The sequence below is a fragment of the Actinotalea soli genome, assembly GCF_017565425.1.
In the GTDB taxonomy this organism is placed as follows: Bacteria; Actinomycetota; Actinomycetes; order Actinomycetales; family Cellulomonadaceae; genus Actinotalea; species Actinotalea soli.
This window is the reverse complement of the sequence record NZ_JAGEMK010000006.1, coordinates 118,037-137,023: the sequence shown is the minus strand read 5'-3', so window position 1 is coordinate 137,023 and position 18,987 is coordinate 118,037. Positions and strand designations below refer to the sequence as shown.

The following is an 18,987-nucleotide window of genomic DNA, read 5'->3' as shown; positions in this document are numbered from 1 at the left end:
CCTCGAGGCTCCTGGTGCCGGCGCGGTGCCGCTGGCCCTCTGGTACCGGTGACCGGTACTCGAGGTGGAGGCGAGGGGAGCGCGCGGTGGCGATGCTGATCCTGTGATCTTGCTCAGCGACCCCAGGGTCTCCGCCGTTCCTGTCCTCGAGTGTGCCGAGCCGTTGGTGGAGCTGGGACCCGAGTTCGGACCGGCCGGTGCGCTGGTCCGTTCCGGGGTCGCCGACCGGCTGGCCGCTGCGCGAGCAGCGCTGCCGGCCGGGCTGGCCCTCCGCGTCCAGGAGGGCCACCGGCCGGTGGCCGAGCAGCGCGCCATCATCGCGACCTACGCTGCCGAGGTCGCGGTGGCCCACCCCGGTGCGTCAGCCGCCGAGCACGAGCGGCTGGTCAGCCGGTTCGTGGCCCCCGTGGCTGTGGCACCGCACGTCGCGGGAGCGGCCGTGGACCTCACCCTGACCCGGCCCGGGGGCGCCGACCTGGACATGGGCACACCCATCGACGCGACGCCGGAGGCCTCCGGTGGCCGGTGCTACACCGCCAGCCGCGAGATCGGGACCCCGGCGAGGATGCTGCGCGAGGTCCTCGGACGGGTGCTGGGTGACGCCGGCCTGGTCAACTACCCCACGGAGTGGTGGCACTGGAGCTACGGCGACCGGTACTGGGCGCTGATGACCGGCGCGCCAGCCGCCCGGTACGGCCCGGTCGCCGCCGCCGGGTCGTCGGTCGGGACCGCGCCGTCGGTCGGCGCCGCAGCGATGTCCGGGGTGGACAGGTGACCCGCCCAGCCACGCTCCCGGTACCGGTCACCGACCGCGGCGAGCACGGTGCTGATGCTGCCGAGCTGCGCGTCGATCTGGACTCCGTGGCGGCGAACTGCCGGGTGCTGGCCGCGCAGGTGCGCGGGGACCTGATGGCCGTGGTCAAGGCCGACGGGTTCGGGCACGGCGCGGTCGACGTCGCGCGGACCGCGCTGGCCTCGGGCGCCACGTGGCTGGGCGTCACCGCACTGAGCGAGGCGTTGACGCTGCGCGACGCCGGGCTTCGCGCACCGGTGCTGAGCTGGCTGAACCCGGTCGGCGCGGACTTCGGTGCGGGGGTCCGGGCGGGGGTGGACCTGGCGGTGCCCTCGGTCGCCCATCTCGCTGCCGTGGCCGGTGCCGCGGGCGACGGGCGGTCAGCGCCGGCGCGGGTCCACCTGCACCTGGACACCGGGCTGGCCCGCGACGGTGCGGCACCCGAGGAGTGGCCCGCCCTGTGCCGGGCGGCCCGGTCGGCCGAGCTCGACGGCCGGGTGCAGGTGGTCGGCGTGATGGGGCACCTGGCCCTGGCCGACCTCGGCGGGCCCGCGCCCAACGCGGCGGGCCGGGCGGCCTTCGACCACGGTCTCGACGTGGCCCGGGCGGCAGGCCTACGGCCTCGGCACCGGCATCTCGCCGCCACGGCCGCCACGCTCACCGACCCGGCCGCGCACCACACCATGGTCCGGGTCGGTGCGGGACTGGTGGGCATCGACCCGTCGGGCTCGACAGCCCTGCACCCGGCGCTGACACTCACCGCTCCGGTGGTCTCGGTCCGGCAGGTGCCGGCCGGGACCGGCGTGGGTTACGGGCACGCGTGGACGAGCTCGCGCGCGACGACCCTGGCGCTGCTCCCCGTCGGCTACGCCGACGGACTCCCGCGGGCGGCCACCGGCCGCAGCGAGGTGCTGCTCGGGGGGCGACGGCACCCTGTGGTCGGGCGCATCTCCATGGATCAGCTGGTCGTCGACCTCGGCCCCGGCTCCCCGGTCCGCCCGGGCGACACGGCGACCGTGGTCGGCACCGGGGACGACGGGGCGCCCACCGCCGCCGAGTGGGCCCGCTGGGCCCAGGCCCTGGAGCACGAGGTCGTCACGGGGCTGGGCTCGGCCCCCCCGCGCGTCCGCCGTCGCGTCACCACCCACCCCACCTGGAGCCCGTCATGACCCCCACCACCTCCCCCCGGGTCGCCGTCGTGGGCGGCGGTACCAGCAGCGAGCACGAGGTCTCCCTCGCCTCCGCGGCCGCCGCCGCGGACGCCCTCCGTGGCGGCGCGTGGGACCTCGTCCCCCTCACCATCGCGCGTGACGGCACCTGGTACTCGGGTGCCTCCGCCGCAGACGGGCACCCGCTCGATCTCGCCGACGCGGTCGGCATCCTGGGCGGCTGCGACGTGGTGCTGCCGCTGGTGCACGGCCGCGGAGGTGAGGACGGCACCCTGGCCGCTCTGTGCGACCTCGTCCGGGTCCCCCACGTCGGGTCGGGCGTCGGTGCGGGGGCGGTGGCGATGGACAAGTGGACCACCAAGCTGGTCGCGGGCGCTCTCGGGCTCCGCGTGGCCCCGGGCAGGATGCTGACCCGCGCCGACCAGGCCCCTGACCGTCTGACCTCGCCGGTCGTGGTCAAGCCCGTCTCGGCCGGATCGAGCCACGGCGTCACCCTGGTGCGTCGTCGTGAGGATCTTGATGGCGCGCTGGCGGCTGCCTTCGCCCTCGACGACCGCGTGCTGGTGGAGGATCTCGTCGTCGGCCGGGAGGTCGACGTCGCCGTCCTGGGGCGCCCCGACGGGGCTCGGGTCGTGGCGCCGGCCCTGGAGATCGTCTGCGACGGGGTCTTCGACGCCGGCACCAAGTACGGCGGTCATGCCGACTTCCGGGTGCCCGCCATCCTCGACGCCCGGCAGCGGACCGAGCTGGAGGACGCCGCGGTCCGGGTCTACGACGCTCTGGGGTGCCGAGGCGTCGCGCGGATCGACTTCTTCCTCACCGCGACGGGCCCGGTGCTCAACGAGGTCAACACGATCCCGGGGTTCACCCCCGCCTCCCAGGTGCCCCGCATGTTCGCCGCCGCCGGCACCAGCTACGCCCGGCTGCTCACCATGCTGCTGGAGGACGCGCTGCTCGAGGCCGGTCGGCCCGTCGCCGTGCTGCAGAGATGACCGCCACGACGGTCCAGCACGCGCGGATCGACGGCCTGGACCTCGTCCGCGGCCTCGCGGTGGCCCTGGTCATGGCCCGGCACGCGCTGCCCGACGTCGCCCCCGGGGCCGGGGTGGTGGGCGTGGTGGCCTTCTTCACCCTGTCCGGGTACCTGATCACGGGCCTGCTGGTCCAGGAGCACACCCGGTACGGCCGGGTCGACCTGCGCCGGTTCTACCGTCGGCGGGTGCGGCGCCTGGTCCCGCCCCTCGTGGTGCTCCTGGTGGCCTACGCGCTGGTCACCGCCACGCTGGACCCGCTCGACGACCGGGCGAGCCTGCTGCGCGACCTGGCGGTGGCCGCCACGTGGACGGGGAACCTGCCCCACCTGGTGCCCGGTGGTGCGACGTTCCACCTGTGGACGCTGGCCACCGAGGAGCAGTTCTACCTGGTGTGGCCTGCGCTGCTGGTGTTCTGCCTGAGGGCCGGCCGGCCCCCTCTGGCGGTGGGGACGGCGACGGTGGTCACCGTGGCCGCGTTGCTGGCCACCGTCTGGTGGTCTGCCGATGCGCCGGAGATCGCCTACGCCCTGCCCACCAGCTGGGCGCCTGCGTTCGTGATCGGTGCGACCGCCCGGCTGCTGGCGCCTAAGGTGCACCTGGGGGTACCTGCAGCTGCCGCGGCCACGGCCGGGTTGCTGCTCCTGGCCGTGGTTCCCTTGCGCGGACACCCGTGGACCTATCTCGCGGCGGGTCCGGCGATCGCCGGGTTGACCGCGGTCCTGGTCCTGGCAGCGGTGCACTGGAGGGAGGTGACGGGATGGCCCCTGAGGTGGCTGGTCGCGCTCGGCACCGTCTCCTACGCCGCCTACCTGTGGAACTACCCGCTGACCCTGTGGCTGCGTCCCCTCCCCTTCGGCCCGGCGCTGGCGGTGCTGGCCACGGTCGTCATGGCGGCCCTGAGCTGGCACCTGGTGGAGCGGCCGTTGGCAGCGCGCTGGGCGAGAACCAGCCGGTGAGCGGGTGGGCGCGGGCGCGACGGTCGCTGGCCGACGTGGGCCCGGACGTCGCCCCGGCGCTGGTCGTCACCACGGTGGGGCTGCTGGAGGTGCGCTCCGCGGCTGCGGAGGCGCCGGGGGCCGTCGGCGAGCTGGTCGTGCTGGTCATGGCGACGGCAGTGGCCGTGGGGCTGTGGCGACGGGCGCCGACGGCGGCGCTGGCCGTGGTCTGGGTGACGGTCCTGGCACAGGTGGCCGCGGACATGCCGCCGCTGCTCACCCAGGCATCGGTGGCCCTGGTCGCGTACGGGACGGCGCGCTGGGGCCGGCACGCCGTTCTCGTGGCCGCCGGGGTCTCCCTCCCGCTGGCCGTCCTGGCCGGGCTCGTGGTCCTGCAGTCGGGGCTCTACCTCCCTGCGGCCACGGGGACCGTGGGCCAGCTCGCGGTCCCCCTCGGCCAGGTGGTCCACACCCTCGAGGTCGACGCCGTCGGCGTGACGACGGTGCTGCTGGCCACCACCGGGCTGCTGGTCATCGGCCTGCCCTGGGGTGCCGGCGTCATCGTGCGCAGCCTGGTGCGGGCGCGCCGCTCCCAGGAGACGGCCCGGGCCGCGGCGACCCGAGAGGCCGAGACCGCGGAGGTCGCGCTGCTGCGCAGCCAGCAGGCGCAGCTGGCCGCCGACGTGCACGACGTGGTGGGCCACTCCCTGGCGGTGATCCTCGCCCAGGCGGAGTCCGGCCAGTACCTGCCCGACGACGACCCGGCGCGGCTCAAGCGGACCCTGTCGGTCATCGCGACCTCCGCCCGGGCGTCCCTGGTGGACGTGCGCGACGTCCTGCGCGTCGTCCACGACCCCGCGACCGGACCGGGGAGGGCGCATGCCGGCGCTCTGGACGAGCTGGTCACCGGTGTGAGGCGCAGCGGACACCCGGTGGTCCTCGCTGAGACCGGACGGCCCCGACCGATGGCCCCGGACGTGGCCGATGTCGCCTACCGGGTCCTGCAGGAGATGCTGACCAACGCGCTGCGGCACGGACGTCCAGGTACTCCCCTCCAGGTGCACCGCGCCTGGGGCGACGAGCTGCAGATGGCGGTCACGAACCAGCGTCCGTCCTCGGAGCCGACGGACCCGGATCCTCCGGCACCGGCTCCCGGCAGCGGCCAGGGCCTGCCGGGGATGCGGAGACGTCTGGCCTCGGTCGGCGGTCGGCTGGACGTCGCAGCCAGTGCCACCACGTGGACCACCACTGCTCACCTGCCGGTCCGCGAGTGACCGGGGGAGCAGGCGGCGTCCCCTCGGACGCCCCGTCGTCGATCAAGGTGCTGCTCGTCGACGACCAGGAGCTGTTCCGCGAGGGCGTGCGCGTCATCGTCGACGCCCAGCCCGGCATGCACGTCGTCGGCGCGGCAGCCGACGGGCACCAGGCCGTCCGGATGGCCGCCGAGCTGCACCCCGACGTGGTCCTGATGGACCTCCAGATGCCGGTGGTCGACGGCGTGGAGGCCACCCGGAGGTTGTTGGCACCGGATCTGGTCGGGGGCAGGGCTGCCCCGCTCCGGGTCGTGGTGCTGACCACCTTCGACCTCGACGACCGCGCGGCCACGGCGATCCGCCACGGGGCCAGCGGGTTCCTGCTGAAGTCCACCACGCCCGTGCAGCTGGCCGACGCGATCCGCACGGTGCACGCCGGCAACGCCGTCCTGGCCCCCAACGACCTCATCGCCCTGCTCGACAGTCACCGCGCCCCCCGTGACGAGCTCCCCCTCAGCTACCAGCGGCTCACGGAGAAGGAGCGCGACGTCCTCGTCGCGGTGGCGCGCGGCCTGTCCAACGCCGAGATGGCCCACGAGTTCTTCCTCGCCGAGTCCACGATCAAGACCCACGTCGGTGCGGTGCTCCGCAAGCTGGGCCTCCGCGACCGGGTTCAGGTGGTCGTCTTCGCCCATCGCCACGGCCTCACCTGACACGGAGCACCGGTCAGGCGGGATGGTCGTCCTGGAGATGTGAGCGCGGGGCGGGCCTGAACCGTGCGCCATGAGACGGGCATGAGGGTCCTCTCATCAGGCATGCACTCGCGCCGTGGCCTTGCGACGGTGGAGTCAGACGCGGGATCCCCACACCCCGCGAACGAGCCGGTGACCGCACCTCGATGCTGGAGAGTGCGAGAACGGGAGCCTCCCGAGCCGGCGAGGAGGACGAACCCCATGCGCACCATGCGACGCCCCGCACTTCTGCTGCTCGCCCCGGCCACCGCCCTCGCGCTCACCGGCTGCACGCCGGGCGCCGAGGACACCGACCTGGGTGACGCCCCGGTCGTGGGCAGCCCTGCGACGGAGGAGCCCGAGGGGGCTGACCCCGAGGGCGCGGACGAGGCCACGCAGGCCGACGGCGACGGGGCTGCCGCCTCCGGGGACGGGGAGTGGCTCGAGGTCCGCGACGGGACCTGGACGGTCGGTGAGGCCGGCGAGGTGGAGTTCCGCGTGGCCGACGGCGCCCTGGAGCTGGTCGACGTGCGCCCGGCCGACGGCTGGACGGTCACCGACGAGGAGGTCTCGACGGACGAGATCGAGATCGACCTCGAGCAGGGCGAGGTGGAGTACCACGTCGAGATCCAGCTCGAGGGTGGCACCCTCACGATCGAGATCGACCAGGACATCGACCCCGCTGAGCCTGGCCGGTATGAGGTCGGGGTGGCCGGTGAGGTCGAGTGGGCCGTGTCCGCGGACGGTGGGCTCGAGCTGGTCGAGGTCGTCGCCCACGAGGGGTGGACGGTCGTCGAGCAGGAGGCGGATCGCGACGACATCGACGTCGAGCTCCGCAACGGTCCGGCGACGTGGCAGTACGACGTCGACCTCGACTCCGACGGGTCGACCGAGGTCGGCGTCGACTACGAGATCCAGGGCCCGTTCGAGGGCTGAGCGGTTCGACGTGGCACGGCCCGGTGAGCAGGACGCTCACCGCGCCGTTCGCCGGTCATCGCAGGACGGTCAGGTCCCTGACCGTCGGAGGCCCCTGGTCACCTCGTCAGCTGGAGGAGCATCTCGACGGTCCCGGTGTCCTCGACCTTGACGAAGCCGAGGTCAGGGGCCTCGACGCCGTAGTCGGCGAAGGTGACGGGGATGGTGCCGGAGACCTCGACGCCGCTCGCGGTGGTCTGGGCCTCGAGGTCGACGACGACCGGGGCGGTCTCGCCCGCGATGGTCAGCTCGCCCTCGGCCTGGACGGAGGTGCTGCCGCCGGCGATCGCCGAGATGTCCACCGGCTCGGTGAGGGTGAACGTGGCGGTGGGGAACTCCGCGGTGCGCAGGATGCTGAGGAACTGACCGTCGCGGCTGCTGCTGTCGGTGGTGATGGTCGTCATCGACACGGTGACGTCGGCCGCGGCGAGGTCCGTCCCGTCGATGACGACCTCACCCTCGACGTCCTCGGTGCGGCCCACCACGGTGACGTCCTGCCCGTTGAGCACCTCGTCGACCCGGTACCCCGCCTGAGAGCCCTCGGCGACGGTCCAGGTGCCGGCCAGGTCGCCGGCCTCCGTGGGCGGGGTGGTCTCGTCGGCCGCGGCCGCGGCCTCGTCCGACCCACCGCCGTCTGCGCCGTCCGCGGCGTCGTCCTGCTCGGAGAGGGCGAGCTCTTCGGGGGCGCGGTCGTTCTGGATGCTGGCGTAGATGGCGGTCCCGCCGAGGACCACCCCGGCGATCGCGAGGACGGCGACAAGAGCGATGATCAGCTTCTTCTTCATGGTGGATCCCGTCGTGCGGTGGTGGGGCCGAGCCTGTCGCCCGGGTGGGCTGTCGTGAGGAGAGACGGGGCAGGCTGGTGGAAGGTTCAACGACCCGACGACGGGACCGCGGGGACGTGTCTCTCGCCGCGTAGCGTGGCGCCGTTGAACCTTTCCGGCCCCTGCCTCGTCTCGTCATCGACGGATCCGATGGATGAGGCCGACGAGCGAGGAGCTCTGGGTGCGTAGGCGACGAGCGGGAGCCACCCCGGTCACGGCGTGCTCCGTCGCGGGCTGTGCCTGATGGGCGCCGAGACCGACGCCCTGCTACGGCGCATCCACGACGAGTACGCGGACATGCTCTGGCGCTACGTCGTGCGCATCCCCTACGACGCCGAGCTCGCCCGGGACGTCGTCCAGGAGGCGCTGCTGCGCGCGTGGAAGGACGGGTCGATCCTCGAGAAGCCCGACCCCGTGGTGCGGGCATGGCTGGTGCGGGTGGCGCGCAACCTCGTCCTGGACGACCTGCGCAGCGCCCGTCACCGCAGGGAGGTGGCCGACGGCGTTCTTCCTGATCGCAGGCAGTCCGACGGCGGGCGGTCCGACGGCACCCAGCGGCTCCTCGACGCGTGGCTGGTCACGGACGCCCTGGCGACCCTGACCCGTGAGCACCGCGAGGTGGTGGTGGGTGCCTACTACGGCGGCAAGACCGTCGCCACCCTCGCTGAGGAGCTCGGGATCGCGCCGGGGACGGTCAAGTCACGCATGCACTACGGGATCAGAGCGCTGCGGCTGGCGCTGCAGGAGAGAGGTGTCACCGCATGAGCAACGAGACCGACCCGTTCGCGGACTGGGACGGCGCCTACGTGCTCGGGGCCCTCAGTGCCGGCGACCGCCGTGAGTACGAGCAGCACCTCGCTGTCTGCGACCGCTGCGCACGGGCCGTGGGTGAGCTCGCTGGCCTGCCCGGGGTGCTCGGCCTCGTCCCTGCCGAGGAGGCGATGGCGATCGAGCACGGGCACGCCGAGCCTAAGGCGATAAGCGACGACGGCGGCTCACCCCCGCCCATCTCCCTGCTAGCCCGGCGCGCTCGGGCGGTGCGGACCCGACGTCGGGTGCTGATGAGCGCCGCCGCCGTCGTCCTCCTGCTCGCCGGCGGCTCGGTCGGGAGTCTCCTGACCCAGACCTCCGCCCCGCAGACCCCTCAGGTGGTCGCGGCCGAGGCGGAGCGGGTCCAGCTGGAGCCGGTAGACGCGAGCGGTGTCAGCGCCGACCTGACCATGGAGCAGGCCGCCTGGGGCACGCGGCTCGAGTGGACGTGCAGCTACCCGCCCGGCAAGGCCGTCGACGGCCGCGAGTACGAGCTCACCCTCGTCGACCGCGCCGGGGAGCGCGTCCGGGTCGCGACCTGGACCGGCGGGGCCTACCGCACCGCGTACGGGCTCACCGCGACCACCTCGCTGACCCCGGAGGAGATCGCCGGCATCGAGATGTCCGTCGCGACGATGCTCACCCCGTTGGCCTCGATCACCCGGTAGGTGCCCCTACCCTTCGACCATGGTGGTCAACCGGAGCCGTCGGGCGCGCTACGCCCGGCGCCGCAGCCGTCGGGTGGCCGCCGTCGTGAACGACCTCAGCCCTGAGCAGTGGGAGGCGCTGACGACGGCGTGGGGCGGGTGCGCGTACTGCGGGGCCACCGGGGTGCCGCTGCAGCGCGACTGCGTGCAGCCGATCTCCCGCGGTGGGCGGTACACCCTGGACAACATCGCGCCGGCCTGCGCCTCGTGCAACGCGAGCAAGTGCAACGACGAGGTCACCGGGTGGCTGCGCCGCAAGCGGCTCGACGAGCGGACCTTCCTCGAACGGCACGTCCAGATCCAGGCGGATCTCCGCGTCCGCTACGGCGTCGCCCCCGCCCCCTGAGGTCAGTGCGGCCGCAGCCCGGGAGGACCGGCGCACCGGCCCGGCCCGGGCTTGCCCGCGTGAGGCGGGGGACCGGGCTTGCCCGCGTGCGGGGGCGGGCCGGGCGTGCCCGCGTGGGGCGGCGGACCGACGCAGGGCCGCGGCGTGCCCGGCTCCTCGGGCTCCTCGGTCTCACCGCTGACCGGCGGGAGCAGGATGATCTCCGTCGGGTCGGGGTTCGCCTCGAGGCGCGCCCCGGTGTCCGCCGGGGCCTGGTCCGTCAGCTCGAGCAGCCCGTGCATCTCGACGCTGCCGTCCGCGGCGATCGAGGGGCGCAGGTCGGTGTCCAGGCTGGTGAACCATTCGTCCTGGACGTGGACGCCCTCGCTGTTGCGGCTGGCGTCCCGCACCCCGCCCCCTGCCACGGTGAGGTAGTTCGACGGGTCGGTCCGGATGACGTCCTCCTGGTCGCGCAGGCCGATCTGGTCGGCCTGCTGGGCCACGTAGGACAACACCCCGGTGGCCCGGTAGTGGGTCACCGCCGCGCTGGTGGTCAGCTGCAGGTTGTTCCCGGCTGCCGAGGCGTCCACCAGGCCGCTGAGGTAGGCGGTCACGTCCTGGACCCGGACGTCGGGCCCCGAGTTCGACGTGATGCCCTTGGCGTAGTTGTCGAACGCGACGGAGTTGCGCAGCACGTGCTGGCCGGGCATGTTCTCCCCGCCCAGCTTGAAGCCGTTGCCCTCGCCGATGGTCGTGCGCTCGACGTCGGCCTCGAGCCACCCGTTGCGGTAGGTCACGGAGTCCTCGACGACCACGGCGCCGATGGGCCCCTCGGTGGACTTGGCGTACAGGTCCCACCCGTCGTCGATGTTGTGGAAGGCGATGCAGTACCGGAACACGTTGCCGTCCCCGACGGTCAGCTTGGCCGCGAAGCCGTCGGCGTCGTTGGCCAGGGGGTCGGCGTTGTTGTGGGCCACGCTCGACAGCACCAGGTTGTGCGAGGGCCACATCTCGAAGGGCTCGGTCGCGTTGCCCGAGATCTGCACGCCGGTGTCCCCGTTGTGGTGGGACTCGATGCGCTCGACCACGTTGTGGTTGCCCTGGATGAGCAGCGGCTTCTGGTAGCCCCGGCCCTTCGTGATCTCCAGGTCGTGCAGGTGCCAGTGGTCACCGCGCAGGTGGATGCCGCCGGACACGGACTCTGACAGGTCGAGGGTCGCGCGGCTGCCGGGCTCGGACATGAGGGTGATCGGGGCGTCTGCGGTCCCGTCGTTGCCCCGCCCGATGACGACGGCACGCTCCGGGAGGTAGGTGCCGCCCGCGAGCACGACCTGCTGGCCGGGCTGGGCGAACGCGACGCCCGTGTGCAGGTCGAGCGGGTTGTCGGGGGTCCCGTCGCCGTCGGCCGTGCCCTCGGGCGCCACGTGGATCGCCTGGCCCGGGGTGCCGTACCGCTGCACCTCGACGGTGATGGGGACGGTGAGCGTCTCGTAGGAGCTCAGGTCCTCGTACTCGCCCAGCTGGGTCTGCTCCTCGCGGGGTGCGGGGGTCAGCTCGGCGACCAGCTCGTTGGTGCCGTCCTGCAGCGGGGCGGTCACCACGGCGCGCTCGCCCGGGGTGAGGGTCGCCGTCCCGACGGCCTCGCCGTCACCGTCGCGCAGCACGGCCTCGCCGTGGACGTTCGTGACGAGCGGCACGTCGATCGAGGTGTGCGGGGTGGTGCGGGTGACGTCGGAGACCAGCGACGGGGTGACGTAGGTGATGGGCCGCTCGAGCGGCTCCTCGTCGTCGTCGGGGTGGATGGTCGTGAAGGTGATGTCGCTGGCCGTCACGGCGATCCCGCGCGCGGCGAAGACGCCGACGTAGAGCGCGTCGGGGTCCTGCCGCTCGACCAGGTCCCGCTCGTAGTGGATGACCTCCTGCACCTCGCCGTCGTGCACCCAGGTCGAGTGGTAGCCGGTGTTGGAGCGGCGCAGCGTGTACTCGTAGACGTCGCCGTCGAGGAACTTGGGCGGGTTGAGGTTGGAACCCTCGGTCAGGTCCGCCCGGTAGTCCCAGTCGAAGGGCTGGGACTGGTTCAGGTCGCGGGCCTGGGTCGAGACCGTCGGGGCGGCGGTGTAGCCGTCGACGATCTTGCCGCCGGGGATGCCGTAGCGGTACTCGAGCCCGCCGTCGACCACGCGCTGGTACTTGGCGCTCATGGTCCCGGCCGAGTTGAAGTACCGGGCCGCGCGGTCGTTGGGGATGAAGGTGTCCACGGCGATGAGGCCGAAGCCGGACTGGTTGTCCTTGCCGCTCGCGTCGTCGACCGTGAAGGTGGCCGAGAGCGTGAAGTTCTCGGTCCCGGGGTCGATCTGCGTGTAGTGGTAGAGGAAGCCGTCCTCGGAGTCGGCGATCTTGCCGTTGTTGCCGCGCATGTCGAAGTGCAGCGAGCCGTCCTCGTCCTCGGTCATCGTCCCGCCGCTGCTGACCCCCGCGTGGGCGGTGAGCCAGCGCTCCACGACGTCGGCCACGGTGACCTCGAGCGGTGCCGAGGTGGTCGACTCGTCGCCGCGGGTCGTGGTGACCTGCAGCTCGTAGGTGGTACCGGGGACGAGGCCCTCGATGTCGGCCCTGGTCGTGGTGGTCGACGGTCCGGGGACCCAGTCGGTGGCGCCCAGCTCACGGTGGGAGAGCTGGTAGCCCTCGGCCTCGGGGACCGCGGTCCACTCGGCCGTCACCGTGGCCTGGCCGTCGGCGACCGCCGAGGTCAGCGCCGTGTGGATCTCCGCAGCACCGAGGGGCAGGGTGAAGGGCGGGGTTGCGACCCGCGCGGAGAGCAGGGCGTCCTCCTCGCCGGTGCGGGTCAGGGCGACCTGCACCTCGTAGTCGCCGGTGGCAGCGGGGGTGAGGCTGATGCTGCCCGAGGTGCCGGGGGTCCCGGAGATCGCCGAGGTCACCTCCTCGCCCTGGTCGTCGAGCAGCGTCGCGGTGGCGAGGTCAGCCCCCTCGAACCCCACGACGCCGTCGTATGCCACGACCACGTCACCGCCCGTGACGGTCACGTCGGTCACGACCGGGTCGGCGACGGTCGCCCACGCTGGACGCTCGGGAGCGGCGCCCTCGGCGAGCTCCAGGGCGAAGATGTTGACCCCCGACGACGGCGACGCGACGTAGTAGGTGCCGGCCTCGGGGACGGTCAGGGTCGCCACCGGGATGTCGGTCGGCGCCCCGTAGGCGGGGACCCGGGACAGCTCGGTGCCGTCCATCGCGTACAGGGCCAGGGCGCGGTCGGCGCTCGCGCTCGCGCTGAGCGCGTAGACCGTCACGGTCGCCTCGCTCTGGGTGGTGAGCAGGACCGAGCGACGCTCGGCGGTGCCGGCGCCGTTGAGCTTGAGACGCTGGGTGAAGGACTGGCCGCCGCCGGTGCGGTCCTGCGCGTCGACCTCGACCGCCGCGGTCTCGGTGGCGGTGACGACGAAGCGCCCGACGGCGGTGTCGGTGGTGTAGACCCCGAGGTCCATCTGCGAGGCGTTGAGCACGTGCTCCGAGGGGGCAGTGACCTCGTCGTGCTCGGCGGCTGCCGCTGCGGTCGCGCCGAGACCGGTGGTGGTGAGGGCAGCGGTGGCGAGGGCGGCGATGAGTGGTCGGATCCTGCTCGTCCGTGCGGTGGGCATAGGGCTCCCTAGGCTTCCCCTGGGCCGGTGGCCAGCCTCGCGAGGTACGACGCTGTACTGGAGGACCTGCCGGCCGCGAGAGCACTTTCGGTCGGTGAAACCGGAAAGCGCTTTCAACGTCCGAAAGTAGGTCGGGGTCCGGGTGATGTCAAGAGGTCCACCAGGTCTCGCCGCCCAGGCTGTCGCGTGCGAGGCTGAGCCGCATGACGGCACTCGACAGCGCGCACGTGCTCGTGGTGGGCGCGACGGGTGGCCTGGGTTCGGCGATCAGCCGGAGCCTCGCGGACCGGGGCGCGCGGCTGACGCTGAGCTCACGGTCGACCGACCGGCTCGACGCGCTCGCGGGCGAGCTCGGTGCCGCGGTGCTGGGCACTCACCGCGCCGACATCACGTTCCCCGCGGCCCCCGCCGAGGTGGTCCAGGCGGCGATGGACCAGGGCCAGGTGGACGGCGTCGTCTACGCGGCAGGAGCGGTCGCCTTCGGCCCGGTCGCCGACCTCGACGACGAGGTGCTCGACGCGCTGCTCCTGGTGAACCTCGTGGCCCCGGTGCGCCTGGCCCGAGCGGCCGTCCGTGTGCTGCCCGCCGGCGGGTTCCTGGCGAACCTCAGCGCCGTCGTCGCCGAGCGCCCGACGGCGGGCATGGCCGCCTACTCGGCCACCAAGGCGGGCCTGACCGGGTTCGACGCCGCCCTGGCCCTCGAGCTGCGACGCCAGAAGGTCCGGGTGCTCGACGCCCGCCCGCCGCACACCGAGACCGGGCTCGCCGACCGCCCGCTCGACGGTAGTGCGCCAGCCCTCGGTGCCGGGCTCGAGCCCGAGGCCGTGGCTGAGCGCATCGTCCGGGCGATCGAGCAGGACGACCGGGACCTGCCCGCCGCGGGCTTCGCTGACGCTGGGGCGTAGGGGCGGGTCGAGGGGCCGGCGTCCAGCTCAGGTGCGGAGGTTCCGCAGGATCCCCGGCACGGCGGCCTTCCCGGTGACGGGGCGGAAGGCCTCGGCGGTCGCGCGCAGCTCGGCGACCTCGTCGGCGGTGAGGTCCAGCTCGGCGGCCTCGACGTTGCCCTCGAGCTGCTCGACGCTCGACGCCCCCGGGATGGCCACCACGTTGGGCTGGTGCAGCAACCATGCGAGGGCGACCTGGGCGGGCTTCGCCTGGTGGCGGGACGCGACGTCGCGCAGCACGTCGAAGAGAGGCTTGGCGGCGCGCAGGTTGTCCGGCAGGAACAGCGGGTTGGCCTTGCGGACGGCGCCCGAGGGACGGTTCGACTCGTCGTACTTCGCCGAGAGGAAGCCCATGGCCAGCGGGCTGTAGGCGATGACGACGCGGTCCTTCTCCTGCGCGTAGGGCAGCAGGTCAGCCTCGGGCTCGCGGTCGACGAGGCTGTAGCTCACCTGGTTGCTCAGCACCCGGCGGCCCAGCGCGGCCTCGGCCACCCGCCAGCGGCGCAGGTCGTAGTTGCTCACGCCCACGTCGCGCACCACGCCGTCGTCCTGCAGCGTCTCCATGCCCGCCATGAGGACGGTGTCCGGCGTGACCGGGTTGGCCTGGTGGACCTGGTAGAGGTCGATGCGGTCGATGGCGAGACGGTCCCGGCTGGCGCGGCCGTGCTTCTCGACCAGGCCGGTCGACGGCAGCAGCGGCATGTACTTGGTCGCCACGTACGCCTCGTCGCGGCGACCGGCCAGGGCCTTGCCCACGATGCGTTCGGACTTGCCCGTGCCGTAGATCTCGGCGGTGTCGATCAGCGTGACCCCCAGGTCCAGGGCGCGGTGCACGATCTTCGCCGCGTGGGAGTCGGCGTAGTCGCCGCCGTAGCCCCACTCGCGGGAGCCGAACTGCCAGGTGCCCAGTCCGAGGCGGCTGATGCGGGCGGTGTCGGGGAGCTCGAGGTAGCGCATGGGTTCCATCGTGGGGGCTGGGCGCGTGGCGCGCCTCTGGGCGGCCGGGGATGCCCGTGCATGTCACGCGGCCCCGCCTCAGTCGAGCAACGGCAGCCCGAGGTCGACGGCACAGGGCTCGACGTACGCGTCGTCGTCCGGCGACCGCCACGGGGGACCGGACCTCATGGCGAGGTGCGCGCGGAGCACCAGGTGAGCGCCTGCCGCCGGGCCGATCTGCATGCTCTCGTTGTCGCCGAGGCGTGGGGGCGTCGCCGTGAGCACGCCGAACCCAGCGGCACGACCGCCGTGATCAGGGCGTCAGGTAGGGCCGAGTACCGCGTAGTGCACGTAGACCGCACCGTTGCGGAAGCGCCGCTCGTCCCGCAGCTCGAGGTCGAGCCGCAGCCCCCGCGGCAGCGCTGGCTTGCCACCGCCGACGGTGACGGGGCACAGGAGCAGCACGCACTCGTCGACCAGCCCGTGACGGAACGCCTCGGCCCCGATGGTCGCGCCACCGATGCTCAGGTCCGCGCCGGACGCCTCCTTGAGCCGGCGCACCGCCTCGGGCTCGAACTGCCGCTCGATCCTCGTCCGGGCCGTCGACACGTCGTCGAGCGTCGAGGAGTAGACGACCTTGTCGGCGTCACGCCAGATGCCCGCGTACTCGCGGACGACGGCCGGTTCACCCGCCAACCACTCGTCGTCCTCCCAGACGCGCATCGTCTCGTACATGCGGCGGCCGTAGAGCGAGGTGCCGATGTGACGCTCGTGCTCGTTCCAGAACGCGTGCACGTCCTCGTCGGGCACGGACCAGTCGAACGCGCCGGTCTCGTCCTCGAGGTAGCCGTCGAGAGAGGTGTTGGCTGCATAGATCAGCTTGCCCATGGGTGCCTCCGACGGGACGGGACTCCAGCGTCCAGCGTGACGGCGGCGGCCGCAAGGCCCGGCTGTCGCGTCGGGCTCAGCCCGTCTCAGGCGAGGCGAGCTGCTGCTGGGCGAGGCGCCAGGAGATGCCCAGCGCCGTCCGCGCAAGCCAGCCACGGGTCCTGGGCGCTCGCTCATGCGGACGAGCGGACGCCGCTCCCCGTGGACGAGATCGTCATGACCGCTCAGTCACGCTCGCCACCTGAGACCACCACCAGTCACCCATCAGGGCAGGACTCCTTGCTCAGGGCGTAGGGACGCGGCGGCCGGTGACGCTCGTTCGTGGCAGCCGGCCGGCGCGCGAATGGCCCTCCATGTGGTCTCCAGTGACGATCACCTCGAACTCGAGGTTGAGTCGCATCGGCCTGGTGATGCTCTGTGACCAGGTGACACGTTCACCGCCCGGCCCGGTCTCGACGCGGACGTCGCGAAGCGGTACCTGCTCGTCTCTGCCGGTCGCAACCCCGGTGAGGGTGTCACCGTCGGCGACGAAGTGCATGGTGGCGGTGATGGTGCCGATCGGGGAGCGCATCGCGAGGTCCCAGGTGCCGGGGAGGCTGCTCATGATCATTCGTCTCCTCTCGTGGTGACGGGTGGTTCAGGCAGGTCGTGGCTCAGCGCCGCGTGCCGACCACACGGTCCCGCGGCGCTCGTACTCGAACAGCGTCTCGACGGCGTGCGCGATGCGCGGGCCGTGCGTCCGCTCAAGGAGGTAGAGGGCGAGGTCGAGTCCCGACGTGACACCGCCAGCCGTGACGAGGTCGCCGTCGTCGACGACGCGGGCGCGTACCACTGTTGTCCCGGTCGCCTCGAGGACGTCGTTGCCCATGGTGTGCGTCACAGCGGTGCGACCCTCGAGGAGGCCTGCCATCGCGAGGGCGAGGCCGCCGCCGCAGACCGTCGCGACGATCGTCTCCGGCGCCGCGAAGGCTCGTCGCACGAGGTCTGGCAGGGCGGTCGAGGCGAGGCCCGCGAGGATCACGGGGATGGTGCGCTCCGCGTCGGGGTCGCCGTTCACGGGACCGGAAGCCCCGGGGACGATCACGACGCCGGGTGCCTCGGGGTCGAGGACGTGCGGGGCCGTCAGCTGAAGCCCGCGCGTTCCGCTCGTCACCTGACCCGGGGTGTCGAGCGCCACGAGCCGAACGTCGATCGCTCCTCCGAGCGCGTCGGACCCGGCGCTCAGCACCTCGAACGGCGCGATGACGTCGAGTGGATCGAAGCCCTCGAAGAGAACGATCTGGGCGATCATGACGGGTCCTTCCTGATGACGTGTCGGCCTGCCACGACGACGCTACGAGGAGCGGAAACTGGCAGCGAGTGGCCGATCCGACAGCATGTGCCATGATCCCGCCATGCACCGTGTCGTCGTCCTCGCCCCGCAGGACGTCATCGCGTTCGACCTCGCCACCCCGGTCGAGACCCTCGGGCGGGTAGTCGACGGCACCGGAACCCCGCTCTACCGCGTGCGCATCGCCGGACCGGATGCGACGGTGCGGTCGGGCCCGATCGACATCGTGGTTCCGTATCCCCTGGCAGAGATCGAGGACGCTGACACGATCGTCGTCCCCGGGCGGAACGACCCGACAGCGCCCCTCGACGACCAGGTCCGCGATGCCCTCCGGCATGCCGCACAACGGGGCGCCCGCATCGCGTCGATCTGCGTCGGTGCCCTCGACCTCGCCCAGACCGGGCTGCTCGACGGCCTCCGCGCGACCACCCACTGGCGTGCGGTCGCGCTGCTCCGAGCACGACATCCTCGCGTCGAGGTCGCTCCCGAGGCGCTCTACGTCGACAACGGGCAGCTCCTCTGCTCGGCGGGCGCTGCTGCCGGCATCGACCTGTGTCTGCATCTCGTGGACCGGGACTTCGGCGCCGACATCGCGGCTGACGCAGCCCGCACCGCTGTGGTCCCCCTCACGAGAGAGGCGAGTCAGGCCCAGTACATCAAGAACGACATGCTCGGCGGCACGAGCCTGACCTCCACCCTCGAGTGGATCGAAGCGCACGCGTCCGAGCCGATCACGGTCGCGGACATCGCCGCCGCCGTCCCCGTGAGCACCAGGACGCTCAACAGGCGGTTCCTCGACGAACTAGGGCTTCCGCCATCCCGCTGGCTCATCCGGGCCAGGGTCCGCATCGCGCAAGGGTTGCTCGAGACCACCGACCTACCGATCGACCAGATCGCCTCGCGGTCCGGGCTCGGCTCGCCGTCGAACCTCCGGGCACGGTTCGCCGACATCGTCGGCACGAGCCCCGGCAGGTACCGCAAGGCCCTCACCACCCCGGGGAGTCTGTCCGTGCCCGAATGACGACCGGCTCGCGAGGGAGTCGCGGCGCGCCATGGATCACACGTCGATCCAGTAGCGCCGTACCCGGCCGTCATCGACCTCGATCACCTTCTCCAGGACACCACCGTGTCGTTCGATCGTCCGCACCGATCCCACGTTGTCATCCGCACAGACCAGCAGCACACGGCCCAGACCGGCCGCGCGTGCGTGCGTGAGCACGGCACCGAGCGCCCAGGTGGCGACCCCGCGACCCCGAGCCGAGGGACGGATGCCGTACCCGACGTGTCCCAGGCGCAGCACGACGTCCTCAGGCCCGGTTCGCAGCGCGACACCTCCCAGCACCTCGTCACGATCGACGACCCACCACATCTGAGCATCACGCAGCGACCGGAGCCGACCCACCCACGTGGCGAAGCCTTCGGCACTCACGACGTCATCCTCTGCTCCGACGCCGAACCCGTCCTCGTGGACACCCGGCCCCCACTCCCGGTGGGACGCAAGCCAGGCCGAGTGACGGGTCACGTCGGGCACGACCAGTTCGAGCATCGCTTCACTGTAGGAGACCGGAACGTGCTCCAGGCTGCCTCGAGCAGGTCCTCTGAGGTCCCGCGCCGGACTCGTCCGGTCCCGTGCGGTTGCCGCGAGGGGTCTGCTCCCTTCCGGTGGTGGAGGATGCT

The 18,987-nt window shown here is 72.7% G+C and carries 20 protein-coding genes; 12 read left to right on the top strand and 8 right to left on the bottom strand.

Annotation, left to right across the window (positions count from 1 at the left end):
- Window positions 1–103: 103 nt before the first annotated feature.
- The 7 genes from J4G33_RS12310 (at window position 104) to J4G33_RS12280 (ending at window position 6,851) form a co-directional block, all read left to right on the top strand.
- Window positions 104–775, top strand: coding sequence for a M15 family metallopeptidase (locus J4G33_RS12310; RefSeq protein ID WP_208056264.1), 672 nt, complete (start codon window positions 104–106; stop codon window positions 773–775).
- Entirely contained in the window at window positions 772–1,962 is a 1,191-nt protein-coding gene (alr, locus tag J4G33_RS12305; RefSeq protein ID WP_307793876.1) for an alanine racemase, read from the top strand. Before J4G33_RS12310 ends, alr begins: the two co-directional genes overlap by 4 nt.
- On the top strand, window positions 1,959–2,954 hold the full coding sequence (locus tag J4G33_RS12300) for a D-alanine--D-alanine ligase family protein (RefSeq protein ID WP_208056263.1): 996 nt from the start codon (window positions 1,959–1,961) through the stop codon (window positions 2,952–2,954). Before alr ends, J4G33_RS12300 begins: the two co-directional genes overlap by 4 nt.
- Window positions 2,951–3,952, top strand: a complete 1,002-nt coding sequence (locus J4G33_RS12295; protein WP_208056262.1) for an acyltransferase family protein — start codon at window positions 2,951–2,953, stop codon at window positions 3,950–3,952. Before J4G33_RS12300 ends, J4G33_RS12295 begins: the two co-directional genes overlap by 4 nt.
- Window positions 3,949–5,205 carry a sensor histidine kinase gene (locus tag J4G33_RS12290; protein WP_208056261.1) on the top strand — a complete coding sequence of 419 codons (1,257 nt, stop codon included), beginning with the start codon at window positions 3,949–3,951 and terminating at the stop codon, window positions 5,203–5,205. The genes J4G33_RS12295 and J4G33_RS12290 overlap by 4 nt, the downstream gene beginning before the upstream one ends.
- Window positions 5,202–5,897 (top strand): response regulator, encoded by a 696-nt coding sequence (locus tag J4G33_RS12285; RefSeq protein WP_208056260.1) that lies wholly within the window; start codon window positions 5,202–5,204, stop codon window positions 5,895–5,897. Before J4G33_RS12290 ends, J4G33_RS12285 begins: the two co-directional genes overlap by 4 nt.
- 240 nt (window positions 5,898–6,137) lie before the next feature.
- Complete coding sequence (locus tag J4G33_RS12280; RefSeq protein WP_208056259.1) at window positions 6,138–6,851, top strand: hypothetical protein; 714 nt, start codon at window positions 6,138–6,140, stop codon at window positions 6,849–6,851.
- 98 nt (window positions 6,852–6,949) lie between these two features.
- On the opposite strand, the gene J4G33_RS12275 is transcribed toward J4G33_RS12280, so the two are convergent.
- The gene (locus J4G33_RS12275) at window positions 6,950–7,675 is read right to left on the bottom strand and encodes a YceI family protein (RefSeq protein WP_208056258.1); all 726 of its coding nucleotides are present in this window, start codon (window positions 7,673–7,675) and stop codon (window positions 6,950–6,952) included.
- A 282-nt stretch (window positions 7,676–7,957) separates the two neighbouring features.
- On the opposite strand from J4G33_RS12275, the gene J4G33_RS12270 reads away from it, so the two are divergent.
- Genes J4G33_RS12270 through J4G33_RS12260 form a run of 3 tightly spaced genes read left to right on the top strand, consistent with a single transcriptional unit; the run spans window position 7,958 to window position 9,577 of the window.
- Window positions 7,958–8,479: a sigma-70 family RNA polymerase sigma factor gene (locus J4G33_RS12270; protein ID WP_208056257.1), complete on the top strand. Its 522-nt coding sequence runs from the start codon at window positions 7,958–7,960 to the stop codon at window positions 8,477–8,479.
- Window positions 8,476–9,192 carry an anti-sigma factor gene (locus J4G33_RS12265; RefSeq protein WP_208056256.1) on the top strand — a complete coding sequence of 239 codons (717 nt, stop codon included), beginning with the start codon at window positions 8,476–8,478 and terminating at the stop codon, window positions 9,190–9,192. The genes J4G33_RS12270 and J4G33_RS12265 overlap by 4 nt, the downstream gene beginning before the upstream one ends.
- Window positions 9,193–9,211: 19 nt before the next feature.
- Window positions 9,212–9,577: an HNH endonuclease gene (locus J4G33_RS12260; protein ID WP_208056255.1), complete on the top strand. Its 366-nt coding sequence runs from the start codon at window positions 9,212–9,214 to the stop codon at window positions 9,575–9,577.
- 2 nt (window positions 9,578–9,579) lie between these two features.
- On the opposite strand, the gene J4G33_RS12255 is transcribed toward J4G33_RS12260, so the two are convergent.
- Window positions 9,580–13,212 carry a right-handed parallel beta-helix repeat-containing protein gene (locus J4G33_RS12255; protein WP_208056254.1) on the bottom strand — a complete coding sequence of 1,211 codons (3,633 nt, stop codon included), beginning with the start codon at window positions 13,210–13,212 and terminating at the stop codon, window positions 9,580–9,582.
- Between the two features lie 203 nt (window positions 13,213–13,415).
- On the opposite strand from J4G33_RS12255, the gene J4G33_RS12250 reads away from it, so the two are divergent.
- The gene (locus J4G33_RS12250; protein ID WP_208056253.1) at window positions 13,416–14,117 is read left to right on the top strand and encodes an SDR family NAD(P)-dependent oxidoreductase; all 702 of its coding nucleotides are present in this window, start codon (window positions 13,416–13,418) and stop codon (window positions 14,115–14,117) included.
- 27 nt (window positions 14,118–14,144) lie between these two features.
- Here the strand turns inward: J4G33_RS12250 and J4G33_RS12245 are convergent, their stop codons facing one another.
- The 5 genes from J4G33_RS12245 to J4G33_RS12225 all read right to left on the bottom strand — a co-directional run bounded on the left by J4G33_RS12245 (window position 14,145) and on the right by J4G33_RS12225 (window position 17,271).
- Window positions 14,145–15,113 carry an aldo/keto reductase gene (locus tag J4G33_RS12245; RefSeq protein WP_208056252.1) on the bottom strand — a complete coding sequence of 323 codons (969 nt, stop codon included), beginning with the start codon at window positions 15,111–15,113 and terminating at the stop codon, window positions 14,145–14,147.
- A 78-nt stretch (window positions 15,114–15,191) separates the two neighbouring features.
- Window positions 15,192–15,335 carry a hypothetical protein gene (locus J4G33_RS12240; protein WP_208056251.1) on the bottom strand — a complete coding sequence of 48 codons (144 nt, stop codon included), beginning with the start codon at window positions 15,333–15,335 and terminating at the stop codon, window positions 15,192–15,194.
- Between the two features lie 78 nt (window positions 15,336–15,413).
- Window positions 15,414–15,980, bottom strand: a complete 567-nt coding sequence (locus J4G33_RS12235) for a dihydrofolate reductase family protein (RefSeq protein WP_208056250.1) — start codon at window positions 15,978–15,980, stop codon at window positions 15,414–15,416.
- 283 nt (window positions 15,981–16,263) lie between these two features.
- Entirely contained in the window at window positions 16,264–16,590 is a 327-nt protein-coding gene (locus tag J4G33_RS12230) for a hypothetical protein (protein WP_243759037.1), read from the bottom strand.
- 27 nt (window positions 16,591–16,617) lie between these two features.
- Entirely contained in the window at window positions 16,618–17,271 is a 654-nt protein-coding gene (locus J4G33_RS12225) for a DJ-1/PfpI family protein (RefSeq protein ID WP_208056249.1), read from the bottom strand.
- Window positions 17,272–17,374: 103 nt separating this feature from the next.
- Here J4G33_RS12225 and J4G33_RS12220 point away from each other — a divergent pair, with 103 nt between their 5' ends.
- Entirely contained in the window at window positions 17,375–18,331 is a 957-nt protein-coding gene (locus J4G33_RS12220; RefSeq protein ID WP_208056248.1) for a GlxA family transcriptional regulator, read from the top strand.
- Window positions 18,332–18,367: 36 nt separating this feature from the next.
- Here J4G33_RS12220 and J4G33_RS12215 read toward each other — a convergent pair whose 3' ends face one another.
- A complete protein-coding gene (locus J4G33_RS12215) occupies window positions 18,368–18,856 on the bottom strand; it encodes a GNAT family N-acetyltransferase (protein ID WP_208056247.1) in 489 nt (162 codons plus the stop codon).
- Window positions 18,857–18,987 lie beyond the last annotated feature (131 nt).